This window comes from Armatimonadota bacterium (assembly GCA_013314775.1).
Taxonomy (GTDB): domain Bacteria; phylum Armatimonadota; class Zipacnadia; order Zipacnadales; family JABUFB01; genus JABUFB01.
The window spans coordinates 47543-59922 of sequence record JABUFB010000004.1 but is presented as its reverse complement, the minus strand read 5'-3'; the positions used below and the strand labels follow the sequence as shown (position 1 = coordinate 59922).

The window sequence follows — 12380 nt, the reverse complement described above, 5'->3', positions numbered from 1 at the left end:
AGCGGCTGGTTACGGGTTATTGCCGGTGTACGGCCCATACCAGTAACGGCTGCTGGTGCCGAACGGCGGGATATTCTTCACGTTCATCCACTTGGCGTGGCCGTCCACGAAAGCGTTGTTCAGCCCGTCATTGTGCCTGGGCGCGGCCAGCATCTCGTCATTCGCGCCCGCCGTGTCGCCGTCGAGATTGTACGAGTCGCCGCCATTGGCTTCGGCGAAGAACATGGATTCCGCCGGGTAGTTGATGGAGCCCAGAGCCTGCCCGCTGTTCAGCGAGTTCAGACCGTAGGAGCCGCCGCCCGTATAGTTGCCGGCGTAGCGCACCGAGTCACTGGGGCAGCTAAGCATCTGGTAGTTCTTCAGGTACGGGTAGATGCTGGTGTGCCAGAGCATGTAGCCGGAGTACGTGGTGCCATTGGGCAGCGTATAGGTGAGCGGCCCGGGGCCGATGTTCAAGCGCGGCAGGGTCTCGTCATAGTCCTGGGCGTACATTTGCGCGGCAAGGCCCAACTGCTTGAGATTGCTGAGACAACTGGTCTGGCGCGCCTTCTCCCGGGCTCGTGCGAAGACAGGGAATAGGATTGCGGCGAGGATCGCGATGATCGCGATGACGACCAACAACTCGATAAGCGTGAAGCCCGACCTTTTCGCCATGGGTTCCACCTCTTGGTGTGGTTTCTGCAGCACTCGTACCCGGTTACCGGGCGCGAACCGCGATTGTACATGCAACGCTCCGCATTATCAAACGCTAAAGTTGCAAATATGTTTCCTGGTTATGGATTTTCTCGGAGGGATGTGCTGGTTCTCCGTCGAAACTGCTCCTTATTGAAGCCCATCTCAGCCCTTCCACCGGGAGGACCCGACCTTGAAGGAGCTCCCTACGTTCCCAGACATGGAGGCGCTGGAGATCGAGCACAAGCCCATCATCGACGCGCTCCTGCACGAACTCCAGCCCGAGACGTCCGAACTGACCTTCACCAACCTGTACATCTGGAGGCACCCGTACGGTCTGCAGGTGACCGAACTGGAGGGCGCCGTCTGCCTCCTGGCCCTGCGGCCTGACCCGGAAGACTCCTTCCTGTTGCCGCCGCTGGGCGAAGCCGCGGGAACCGCCCAGGTTCGCGCCTGTCTGGAGTGGATGGCCGACCATGAGCACAACCCGCGACTCTGGCGGATCGGTGAGGCGGCGATAGCCCGGCTCGGGCTGTCCGCGGATGAGTTCAGCATAGAGTCAGACCGCGACAACTGGGACTACGTGTACCGGGTGCGGGACCTGGTGGACCTGCCCGAAGTGCGCTACCAGGACAAGGTGCGCCACATCACACAATTCACCCGCAAGTTCAAACCGGAATACCACCGGATCACCCCCGATCTCGTGCAGGCCTGTCAGGACCTGCAGGACCTGTGGTGCGACGAGAAGCACTGCGACCTTTACTCCAGCCTCCACGCCGAAGCCCGGGCGGTGAAAGAAGCGCTCTCCAACCTCGACGCACTGGGGATCACCGGCGGGTGTCTCATGGTCAGAGGGAGAGTCCAGGCTTTCGCGCTGGGAGAGCCGCTGAATGACACCACCGTGGTCATCCACATTGAGAAAGCCAGCCCTGACCTGCACGGTGCGTTCCAGGCAATCAACCAGCAGTTCTTGGAGCATGAATGGCAGGACTTCGAGTACGTCAACCGCGAGCAGGATGTGGGTGAACCCGGCCTGCGCAAGGCCAAGGAAAGCTACCACCCGGTGAAGATGGTGGAGAAGTACGTGGTGACGGCGCGGTAACGAACCGCAGGTTGGGTTGACACACCTCATGGCTAAGGGTACGATCAAGTGTGGGAATACGGGATACTGTTTGAGCCACCGAAGTGTAGCAGGAATCCCCCCCGATACAGTGATAGGAGAAGGCGAGATGGAGCGGGCTAGTGAGCGCGCGCGTGTCTACACAATCGGTCACTCAAACCACCCGATTGAGAAGTTCGTTGGGCTGCTCCGGAGGTACTCTGTCGGTCTGGTGATCGACGTCCGTTCGCGACCCTATTCGAAACAGGGCAGGCACTTTGATAGGACTGCCCTGCGCACCGCTCTGGAGACTGCGGACATCGGCTATCTTTACCTAGGAAACGCACTAGGCGGACTCCCCGATGGACCGGAATACTACGACGAGATCGGGCGCGTTCAGTATGGCACGATTGCCGACACAGACCTCTTCCGCGAGGCAATCGCGGTGGTCGGTACCAGGGCGACGCGATCCGTCACAGCTCTCATGTGCAGCGAAGAGGACCCCGTGCGTTGCCATCGACACGTGCTGCTCGGCAAGGTGCTCACGGACGCCGGGGCGGACGTGCTGCACATCAGGGGCAATGGAGACGTGGAGACCGAAACCCAGGTTGAGATGCGACGAGCACGTGGGCTGCAACCCGCGTTGTTCTGAACGGAGTGACCGGATTGATCCTCTATACGATTGGGTTTGCGAAGAAGAGCGCGTCTGTCTTCTTCGGCCTTCTCAAGGAACATGGGATAAAGCAGCTAATCGATGTGCGTCTGAACAATGTGTCTCAACTCGCAGGCTTCACAAAGCGAGACGACTTGGCCTACTTTCTCAAAGCCATCTGTGACGCTGACTACCGGCACGAACCCAAGTTCGCCCCGACCGCGGAGATGCTGAGGGAGTACCGTGAACTGGAAGACTGGTCGCGATACGAGGCGGAGTTCGTGGCGCTCATGCGAGACCGCCACATTGAGGACGTCATCGACAGAGCTGAGTTCGCCCAGCCATCAGTCCTCCTCTGCAGTGAGGCTGCACCGGAACAGTGCCACAGGAGGCTAGTGGCCGAATACCTCGCGGAGCGCTGGGGGGACCTGCAGGTCAGGCACATATAGGGGGGGCGACAGCGTGCGGATGATCTGTCTCGCGAATTCTAGGAAGCACAATGGACGCTGCATCGCCGGACTGCGGATCGATGGCAACGGTTGGGTTAGGCCTGTCTCCGCCCGCGAGCACGGTGAGTTGATGCCGTGTGACTACAAGTACGAGGATGGGGGTGAGCCTCAGGTACTAGACGTCGTTGAGGCGCCCCTGAGGGAAGCGAGCCCGAATGCTCACCAACCTGAGAACTGGCTGATCGACGATGAGTACTGGTGGGAAAGGGTTCGACCAGCGGATGACGATGACCTTGGCCTCATCGCCCGCGAGCTCGCAGCCCCTAATACCCCGATCTTCGGGTGCTCAAGGGATCGGATATCCGAGAGCGAACTGGTCCGCCGGCATCTGAGGTGGTCGCTCGCATTGGTCGCTCCAGCCAAGGCAACTCTCATCAAGGAATGGAATGAGTTCCGCAACCGGCCGCGTCTGCGGATGCGTTTCGAGATGGGGCGCCATGTGTACGTTTTCGCGGTGACCGACCCAAGTCTCGAAGGCACCTACCTGAGGCAACAGTACGAGTTCGGCGAGCACCAGTTGTACCCCAACGGACCGATATGCGCTGACGATGAGGCTCTGGTGCTGACGGTTAGCCTTGGAGAGCCGTTCCAAGGGGCATTGTACAAACTGGTAGCGGCGGCGTTCGCGGTACCAGACTGGGTCGTCAAAGAAGCCAGTATGCAGCGAACGGTGGGTCTGCGCCGTTGAGGGGCCCGTGTACGCCGCTGCATTCGCGTCACCTGCAACATGGGGTTCCTGGACGGCCACGCCAAGTGGATGCGGCACAACGAGGCCATCGTCGCGAGCCACTGGGACTGCAACTAGCCGCTTTGCGCCTCACGCACTTCGCGGGGAGCCTGGACCACCGGGCTCCCCGTTGTCGTGTGTGCCCGCACCCCGGAAGGTCATTCCGCGATGCGTGTCGAACCAGCGGCTCTGCAAACTCCAACGAAAGGCGGCACTCACCTTGACCCTCCGGCAGCGCTTCAATCGCGTCATGCATTACCAGAAAGTGGACCGCATTCCGTTCTTCGAGTTCGGCTACTGGGCGGAGACCCTGCCCAACTGGCACAAGCAGGGCCTGCCGCCCGAGATCGACAATGAAGCGAAAGCCTATGAGTACTTCGGTATCGAGAACTGGGGCGGATTCCCGTGCAACGTGGGCCTGCTCCCCGGTTTCGAGACGGAGATTGTTGAGGAGACTGACGACTACATCGTCTACCGCAATGGCGACCGCACGCTCATGCAGGAGCGCAAGGGCGTCATTCACACGATTCCGCATTACCTGGAGTTCGGCCTGAAGAACCGGGACGACTGGGAGCTTTTCAAGGAGCGTCTCGACCCGAATGACCCGCGCCGCCTGCCCCAGGGCGACGACTGGGACGCCGCGGTGAAGCGCGCCAATGAGGCCGAACACCCGGTGTCTATCAACATCGGCAGCATGATCGGCGTCCCGCGGAACTGGATCGGATTCGAGAACATCGGGCTCATGTCCTACGACGACCCGGATCTGCTGGATGACATCATCGAGCAGCTGTGCTTGGTCTGCTGCACGGTGATTGAGAAGGTGTTGAGTGAGGTGGAGTGCGATTTCGGCGCCGGCTGGGAGGACATCTGCTTCAACAGCGGCCCGATCCTGTCGCCGGCGTTCTTCGACAGGCACGTGGTGCCCCGGTACAAGCGGATCACTGACATCTGCCACATGCACGGCGTGGACGTAAACTGGACCGACTGCGACGGCAATGTGGTGCCGATCATTCCGCAGTTCCTCGCCGGCGGCATCAACTGCATGTTCCCCATCGAAGTGCGGGGCGGTTCGGATCCGGTGGCTATGCGCGCCCAGTTCGGCAAGCAGTTGCTGCTCTGCGGCGGCTTCGACAAGATGGCCTTCTATACCGGCGCTGATGGCATCGATGCTGAACTCATGCGCCTGAAGCCCACGGTGGACGAGGGGGGCTTTATCCCCTTCTGTGACCACCGCGTACCCGCGGATGTGCCCTACGACGCCTATTTGTGGTACCTGAAACGCAAGCGAGAGATATTCAAAGCGGGCATGAAAGAGCCGCAGTACGACGAGACGAAAATCGCACGGCCGGCGCCGGGGAAGTGGACGGGCGAGGAGTAGCGATGTGAGCACCGACGACCCACGCGCGGCGGCGCCTGAAAAGGCCATCCGCCGCGCTGTCGTTTCCGCCGGCCGCCAGGGTCCAGGCGGTGGAACAGCGAAAGGGAATGGAACGCTTCAGTTGGAGTTGATGCCCCGTGCTCAGCTTGATCCTCGCCGCCTGGGCGCTCACGATTATCACGGTTCCGCTCCACGCCGAAACAGTCTTCCAGTACGACTTCGAGCAGGGGACGGACCTCGCAGCTTACGAGGGCCTGCAATTCCAGGATTGCACCGCCGAGATTGTCCCCTTTGGTCCGAATGGCGCAGGGCATTGCCTGAAGATAACTTCAAAGCGGGCTTCGCGCTACTGCACGGTGACCATCCGGCGGCCCATGAAGCTCCTGCGCAACCTGGTGCTGAGTTTCGACCACCGGGAGGAGATCGAGGAGGGCAAGCGCGCCGCGTATCTGGGCCTGCTGTTCTTCGACCCCACGGGCAAGCAATGGTTCGGGAGCGACAAGTTCAACTCGGATTGGAAAACCGCGGAAGTGCGGGTGGCTGGGCTGAACTCGCCGAACGGCGGGGTGCTCACGCTGGGGAAGGAACTGAGCCATCTCAACCTGTATGGGCGAGCCGAGGGCGATACACAAGCCTTGATGACCGTCTGGCTGGATAATATCCGTCTCGAGACCAAAGAGTTCGCCGGCAGGCGCTCCGAGGCATCACGGGTGTCCACCGCGAACCCGCCCCTGTTCAACTGGTCGCGCACGGCCCGGCCCTCGCGCCTGGAATACTCGCGGGACCCGGACTTTCCCGAGAACGCCACTGTGAAGGTCACCACATCCCTGAACTTCCACACTCCCGATGCCCCGCTGGAACCAGGCGATTGGTACTGGCGCGTGTGGTCCGAAGATGAGCTGAGTTCGGGCTACACCGAGACCGCACGCATTGAGATAACCCCGGAAGCTCACCGGTTCACCACGGCCCCGGTGCCGGTGGCTGAAATCAAGGCCCGCAAGCGTCCGTGGGTCGTGCCGGTGCGTGAAGTGACGGATTCCGAGCGCGCACAGCTTGTAAGGCAGGCCGAGAACCTGCACCGCCAAGGGGTGCCGGACGACCCGCCACCCTATGCGCCGGGTAACCCCGACTGGCCCACGTGGATCGACTGGTACGGCAAAGTGCACGGGGGCATCACCAGCGGCACGGGACGGCGTCTGCAGCAGATCGCCGAAATCTGCGCTATCACGGGTGACCCGAAAGTCCGCGAGATGGCCCGAGAGATGGTACTGAAAGCGGCCTCGTGGGATCCTGAAGGCGGCAGCGCAATGAGCCGGGGAGACATTGGCGCCCATCACCTCCTGCGCGGCCTGGTGTGGTGTTACGACGCACTTCACGACAGCCTGTCCGACGCCGATCGGGAAAGGCTGCGAGACATCATCGTGATCAGGTCGGAGCAGTTCGCTTCCAGGCTCAACCCCTTCCCCGGTGGCGGGCGAGAGTTCAACAATCACGCGTGGCTCAACGCCTTCGGCCTTGGCGAGGCCGGGCTGGCATTGCTGGGGGAGCACCCGGCGGCGGAAGAGTGGGCCGAGTATGTGCGCCAGCTTTTCATCGGCCGGTTCCTGTGCGCTCTCGGCTACCAGGGCGACAATAACGAGGGCATTTCGTACTGGGGCTACGGTCTGTGGTTCGTCATCGACTACTCGGACATGATGAAACGGATCTGCGGGATCAACCTGTTCGAACATCCGTGGCTGGCGCGGACTGCGCGCTTCCCCATGTACTGCGCGCCGCCTGGCGCGTGGGCAGTGTCTTTCGCGGATACCGGTATCCCGAACCATGGCGTGCGTGGGCCGGCGCAGCAGTCCCACGTGAAGAACCTGGCTCTGCGCACCCGTGACCCCTATGCGCTGTGGTACAGCGGCGCTCCCGGGCCTGTGGATAATCTCGACCCGAAACCGCCGGTGGATCTCCCGCAGTCGATCCACTACAGGTTTATTGGCTGGACCATCCACAACACCACGCTGGTGGACGGCCGGGACGGCGTCACACTCGCACTGCGCAGCGGCCCTTTCTACGCGGGTCACCAGCACGAAGACCTGAACTCATTCGTGCTCCATGCCTACGGCGAGAAGCTGGCAATCGACGGTGGGCATTATGACTGGTACGGCAGCCCGCACTTTGAGGGCTTCTCGACACTCACCCGCGCCCACAACGCAATTCTCGTGAACGGGCAAGATCAGGGCTCGCGGAAGCTCGGAGCGGACGGGAAGATCACCGGGTACTTCGACTCCACCGCCTGCGGATACACCGAAGGCACAGTCGCTGACCCCGACGTCTACGCCGGGCAGGTTGAGCGCTGGGTGCGCAGGGCGCTGTTCATCAAACCCGGCTACGTGGTGATCCAGGACCAGATCGAGGCGACCGAGGGCCCGGCGCAGTTTGACTGGCTCCTGCATTCGGTGGCGGACATTTCAACAGATGCGGACGCGCAGAGTTTCAGCCTGGAGTCCGGGCGGGCTTCATTGCAGGGCCGGTTTATACAGCCCGCGGGACTGCAGCTTGAGGTGAAGAAGGGCTACCCGGTAGAACCTGTGGACGGCTACAGCACCCGGCCGCTGCCGCCGGAGCGCTACGTGGATGAGTGGACGCTGACCGCAACGCCCGGCGAACCGCGCAAGAGTGAGACATTCCTGACGGCCATGCAGGTGCGCCGCAATGAACCGGGAGCAGTGAACGCCGTTTTCGAGCCTTTGCAAGTCACCGGCGGACAGGGCGTTCTCATGCGTGAGGGCGAGGTAGCACACGCGGCCGCATTCCGGGGTCAAGGGGAGACCGGCGAACTGGCCGCAGCCGGCCTGAGCACCGACGGTAACCTGCTGTGTGCCTCCTTCGGGGCGGACGGGACCATCACCCGGGCAGCCGCGGTGGACTGCACGGTCCTGCGACACGACAACAGGGGGCTCGTGAAGGCTTCCGCGCGATGCGCCGGGATCTCCGTGCTCAAAACGCCGGAGGGGTCCCTGTGCGAGGTTTCCCTCAGCGAACCTGCAGGCCTGGAACTGGACACCGGGCAGCCCGGGCGGGTACTCGTGGACGGCAATGTCACCAACGCGGCCGGCGGCGTGCTCAAGGTAGACCTCCCCGCCGGCGACCACACAATTACCTGGGGCGATGCGCCGGAGAGTGTGATGTCCCGGCCGATTGGTGCGCTGGTGGTGGGTGAGAGCCGTCTTGCAGGATACGCCCAGAGACGCGCTGACGGAGTCGCATACTACTGGTGGGGCCCCTTCTCCGTCTTGAGGGACGACCGCTACGCCCTGTCCTTCTCCCCGGCCGATGAGGCCGCGGCGCTGTCCGTGGTCTGCGACGGCCGACCGCTGGAACTCACTCCGCACAACGGCGGCGCCTCGGCGGAACTTTGGCTGTCATCGGGACCTCATTTCCTCACCATCTCCGCCCGACAGCCAGTCCAGAGCCTTGCCGTGGATCCGAGAGGGCTTGGAATCACGGACGCGACGATGCTGCCCGCCGAGTTCCGCCCTGCGCAGGGCAGCATCATCATCGAGGCTGAGACGCCTGCCAGCGAGGGCGCGATCAAGGGCAAGATCATGGAGAAGATCGGGGCCTCGGGTGGGCTCAGCCACGCGGTCTGGGATACCGACGGCCAGTGGGCGGAGTGGGAGTTTGAGGTCCCGCAGGAGGCCAGGTACCGGCTCCTGATCCGGGGCGCAGGGGAGCACGACCGTGTCCTGCGCCTGCTGGAACTGGACGGGAAACCGCTGGTCTCCGACGGGGGTGTGGTCCGGATGAGGTCGACAGGAGGCTGGTGCCGGGTCACCGACGACTGGCGCTACTTCCTGGTCAATGGCCCCGACGGCAAGCCCGCGAGTATTCGGCTGGCACCCGGCAAGCACCGTATCCGCCTTGAGCGGCTGGGGAACTCCATGAACCTCGACCTGTTCGCCTGGGAACCGGCGCAAGATTAGGGCCACACGGGGCACCGCCCCGGAGCCATTGGGGAAGGGGCCGACAAGGGCCTACACATCATCCGTCGCCGGGAACCCTCTTGGCAGGAAGGCCCGAGCGTACTGCTGCACGGCGAAACGGTCAGTCATCCCGGCCACGTAGTCACAGACAAGGCGCGCCCGGAGTTTCAGATCGGTGGGCACGAACCCGATGCCCTCGTGAAGTGCGTCGTCGGATTCCATGTACAGCTCAAACAGGTTCCGCACGATGCCTTTGACCTTGCGCGCCTCCACCTGCAGCACTTCGGACAGGTAGACCTGGTCATACAGGAAGTCCTTCAGGGCATCTGTCGCCTGGCAGACCTCTTCGCTCATGGACAACGCAGGTGCGTCCAGGCTGGACTGGATAACGTCTTCCACCATTCGGCCCACCCGCGCGCTGTGGTGCCGTCCGAAGACGTTGAGCACATCTTCGGGCATGTCTTCGAGAGAGACGATCCCCAAACGCAGGCAGTCGTCGATATCGTGGTTCACATAAGCGATGCGGTCCGCCAGGCGCACCACCAGAGCTTCCAGGGTGGCGTCCGGCGGGCCCTGCAATGTGCCGCGCAAGTCCGCCCGGCCCTTGGAGTGCAGCACAATCCCCTGCCGCGTTTCCTCGGTAAGGTTCAGCCCCGAACCCTCGCGCTCCAGTTCGTCCACCACTCGCAGGCTGTGCTGGGTGTGCTTGAAATGCGCGGCCGGGTCGTACTCGCGCCAGGCCTCGTCCAGCGCCTGCTCGCCCGCATGTCCGAAAGGCGTGTGGCCAACGTCATGGGCGAGTGAGATCGCCTCGGTGAGGTCCTCATTGAGGCGCAAGGCCTTGGCAATAGTGCGGGCGATCTGGGCGACCTCGAGGGTATGACTCAGCCGGGTGCGCAGGTGGTCCGAGGTGGGCGCGAAGAAGACCTGAGTCTTGTAAGCAAGCCGGCGGAAGGCGCTGCACTGGTGGATGATGCGGTCGCGGTCGCGCTGGAACTCGGTGCGCACGGGGCAAGGGGCCTGCGGGTGCCGCCGCCCGCGCGAATCTGCGCTCAGCGCCGCGTAGGGGCTGAGGGTCTCGCGCTCGGTCTGCTCAATGCGCTCGCGGATGGTCATCAGAACTCGTCTCGTGACACCAAATGGTTACGCGGAGTGCGCCAGGCGCCCTGAAAGCTGGTCAGGGGCGTATTTCATTCAGAGAGCTTCCTCGCGCAGCCGTCGCTGCCGGTCAGTCGCCCTCGCGCACGATGTGCAGGAAGTCTGCGACCCGTCGGAACACCCGGTCGATCTCGCGGAGCATCAACAGGCGGTTGGTCCGTAATGCCGGGTCGTCTACCATCACCATGACGTCCTCGAAGTACTGATGTATCGGTGTGGCCAGGGCCGTGAGCGCTGTGACGGCCCCATTGTAATCATCCGGCACTCTCTCAAGCGCGGACTGAACCGCACCGGCCGCAGCGGAGAAGAGCGACCAGAGTTCGCGCTCGCGGTCGTGCTCGAAGAGGTTCTCATCGACAGGCTGATCAGCGGGCAACTCCTCGGGCCGAGTGATGCGTGCCGGGCGTTCCGCCGCCGTGACCAGCTGGTTGAACCGGTCGGGATCCTGAGTGCGCAGGTCGTGCAGGAACCGAGCGCGCTGGAAGACCTCAAGAACGTCAGTCCATTCGGTCCCAAGTACCGCGCGGATGACGTCGTAAGTCACGCCCTCCTGGGTCAGGAGGTACTCGATGCGCTGGCCGAAGAAAGTGAGCAACGCATCCACAGCCTGCGCCGGTTCGAGCACGCGCTCCCGATCCTTCTCGCGTTCCAGGGCCGGTTCGGGCAGGAGATCCACCGCCAGGACCAAGAGTTCGCGCAGGTCCAGGTGTAGCTGCCGGGCGGTGAGCATCTCCACAATTCCCTGGGCCTGGCGGCGCAGGGCGAAGGGGTCATTGGAGCCCGTCGGAACCGCGCCCAGGCGGAAGCAGGCAGCGAGATTGTCAACCTTGTCCGAGATGCTCAGGAGAGTTCCGGCAGGACTCTCGGGGATGACGTCCCCCGCGCCGCGGGGACGATAGTGCTCCGCGATCGCAAGGGCAACAGCGGGGTCCTCGCCCATCCTGCGGGCATACTCGCCGCCGATCTGCCCCTGCAGTTCCCCCAGCTTGCTGTCTCCGACCATCAGCGTGACCAGGTCCGCCTTGCTCAGGTGCGCGGCACGCTCAACAACGGCGCCGGCATCTTCGGCATAGAGAGGTATCGTCACCGCAAGATGGGTAGCGAGACGCTCCAGCCGCCGGGTCTTGTCCAGCAGGGTGCCCAGGCCTTCCATGAAGGTCACCCGCTCCAGGCTCTGCACGCGCTGGTCAAGGCTCTGCTTCAGGTCCTCAGTCAGGTAGAACTCGGCATCCGCAAGGCGTGGCTCGATGACCTTCTCATTGCCCTTGCGCACAGTCTCCATGCCCTCGGTGCCACCATTGCGCACGGTGATGAAGAAAGGCATGAGCTTTCCGTCAGCATCTTCCACCGGGAAATACCGCTGGTGGCCCTGCATGACGGTGACGATCACCGGATCGGGCAGTTCCAGATAGCGCGGGTCGAAGCGCCCGTACAGACAGGTGGGCCACTCCACCAGGAAGCTGACTTCGGTGAGCAGGTCTTCCTTGATGCGGACGCGGCCCCCCAACTCTTCGGCGGTCCGGGTCGCGGCGGCGCGGATGGCCTCGCGGCGCTCCACGTGATCAGCCATGACGTACGCGGCCCGCAGGTCGTCCAGATAGCTGTCCGCGTCGCCCAGGCTCACGTCACCCGGATGCAGAATGCGATGACCCCGGCTGGTGCGACCGGCCTGGACGCCGGCGATGCAAAGGTCCAGCACACGGTCACCGAGAACCGCTACCAGCCAGCGCAGCGGCCTTGCGAAGCGCAGGTCCAGGTCGGCCCAGCGCATCGTCTTCGGGAAAGTGAGGCCGAGGGTCACGCGCTCCAGCAGGCCCGGCAGCAACTCCTCGGCGGGCCGCCCGGCTTCCATGACCGTGACGAAGACCCAGCTTCCCTTGTCGGTCTCGCGCACCTCGAGCTGGTCCACGCTCACGCCGCGGGTATTGGCGAAACCCTCGGCGGCCTTGGTGGGCTTGCCGGCCTCGTCAAAAGCCCGGTCCGCAGGCGGACCTTTGTACTCTTGCTCGATGTCGGGCTGGGCGTCGGCTACCTGTTTGACGATAACTGTCAGGCGCCGGGGAGTGCCGAAGGTGGAGATATCGCCGTGGCTCAGGCGCAGGTCGGCAAGGCCCTGCCGCAGGCCTTCCTCAAGCTGCTCCAGGGCCGGGAGCACGAACCCGGCCGGGATCTCTTCAACGCCGATTTCATACAGCAGGTCTCTGGGCATCTGTG

At 63.3% G+C, this 12380-nt stretch carries 10 protein-coding genes; 7 read left to right on the top strand and 3 right to left on the bottom strand.

Going from position 1 to position 12380, the window contains the following annotated elements:
- Nucleotides 1–9 precede the first annotated feature (9 nt).
- A complete protein-coding gene (locus tag HPY44_04340; GenBank protein ID NSW55216.1) occupies nt 10–654 on the bottom strand; it encodes a DUF1559 domain-containing protein in 645 nt (214 codons plus the stop codon).
- 211 nt (nt 655–865) lie between these two features.
- Here HPY44_04340 and HPY44_04335 point away from each other — a divergent pair, with 211 nt between their 5' ends.
- The 7 genes from HPY44_04335 to HPY44_04305 all read left to right on the top strand — a co-directional run bounded on the left by HPY44_04335 (nt 866) and on the right by HPY44_04305 (nt 9008).
- Nucleotides 866–1774, top strand: a complete 909-nt coding sequence (locus HPY44_04335; GenBank protein ID NSW55215.1) for a DUF2156 domain-containing protein — start codon at nt 866–868, stop codon at nt 1772–1774.
- Between the two features lie 127 nt (nt 1775–1901).
- Nucleotides 1902–2423 carry a DUF488 domain-containing protein gene (locus HPY44_04330; protein NSW55214.1) on the top strand — a complete coding sequence of 174 codons (522 nt, stop codon included), beginning with the start codon at nt 1902–1904 and terminating at the stop codon, nt 2421–2423.
- A gap of 14 nt (nt 2424–2437) precedes the next feature.
- Complete coding sequence (locus HPY44_04325; protein NSW55213.1) at nt 2438–2872, top strand: DUF488 domain-containing protein; 435 nt, start codon at nt 2438–2440, stop codon at nt 2870–2872.
- 130 nt (nt 2873–3002) lie between these two features.
- Nucleotides 3003–3620: a hypothetical protein gene (locus HPY44_04320; GenBank protein NSW55212.1), complete on the top strand. Its 618-nt coding sequence runs from the start codon at nt 3003–3005 to the stop codon at nt 3618–3620.
- Nucleotides 3621–3659: 39 nt separating this feature from the next.
- A complete protein-coding gene (locus HPY44_04315; protein NSW55211.1) occupies nt 3660–3737 on the top strand; it encodes a hypothetical protein in 78 nt (25 codons plus the stop codon).
- A gap of 172 nt (nt 3738–3909) precedes the next feature.
- Nucleotides 3910–5037 carry a hypothetical protein gene (locus HPY44_04310; protein ID NSW55210.1) on the top strand — a complete coding sequence of 376 codons (1128 nt, stop codon included), beginning with the start codon at nt 3910–3912 and terminating at the stop codon, nt 5035–5037.
- Nucleotides 5038–5174: 137 nt separating this feature from the next.
- On the top strand, nt 5175–9008 hold the full coding sequence (locus tag HPY44_04305; protein ID NSW55209.1) for a DUF4962 domain-containing protein: 3834 nt from the start codon (nt 5175–5177) through the stop codon (nt 9006–9008).
- 51 nt (nt 9009–9059) lie between these two features.
- On the opposite strand, the gene HPY44_04300 is transcribed toward HPY44_04305, so the two are convergent.
- Together HPY44_04300 and HPY44_04295 are read right to left on the bottom strand one after the other, a co-directional pair.
- Nucleotides 9060–10124, bottom strand: coding sequence for a deoxyguanosinetriphosphate triphosphohydrolase (locus HPY44_04300; protein NSW55208.1), 1065 nt, complete (start codon nt 10122–10124; stop codon nt 9060–9062).
- Nucleotides 10125–10236: 112 nt separating this feature from the next.
- Nucleotides 10237–12375 (bottom strand): glycine--tRNA ligase subunit beta, encoded by a 2139-nt coding sequence (locus HPY44_04295; protein NSW55207.1) that lies wholly within the window; start codon nt 12373–12375, stop codon nt 10237–10239.
- Nucleotides 12376–12380 lie beyond the last annotated feature (5 nt).

Bases quoted from the DNA above. Each gene is read 5' to 3' on its own strand.
- HPY44_04295 (NSW55207.1), bottom strand. From the start codon at position 12,375: ATGCCCAGAGACCTGCTGTATGAAATCGGCGTTGAAGAGATCCCGGCC.
- HPY44_04330 (NSW55214.1), top strand. From the start codon at position 1,902: ATGGAGCGGGCTAGTGAGCGCGCGCGTGTCTACACAATCGGTCACTCA.
- HPY44_04320 (NSW55212.1), top strand. From the start codon at position 3,003: ATGCCGTGTGACTACAAGTACGAGGATGGGGGTGAGCCTCAGGTACTA.
- HPY44_04315 (NSW55211.1), top strand. From the start codon at position 3,660: ATGGGGTTCCTGGACGGCCACGCCAAGTGGATGCGGCACAACGAGGCC.
- HPY44_04300 (NSW55208.1), bottom strand. From the start codon at position 10,124: ATGACCATCCGCGAGCGCATTGAGCAGACCGAGCGCGAGACCCTCAGC.
- HPY44_04340 (NSW55216.1), bottom strand. From the start codon at position 654: ATGGCGAAAAGGTCGGGCTTCACGCTTATCGAGTTGTTGGTCGTCATC.
- HPY44_04310 (NSW55210.1), top strand. From the start codon at position 3,910: ATGCATTACCAGAAAGTGGACCGCATTCCGTTCTTCGAGTTCGGCTAC.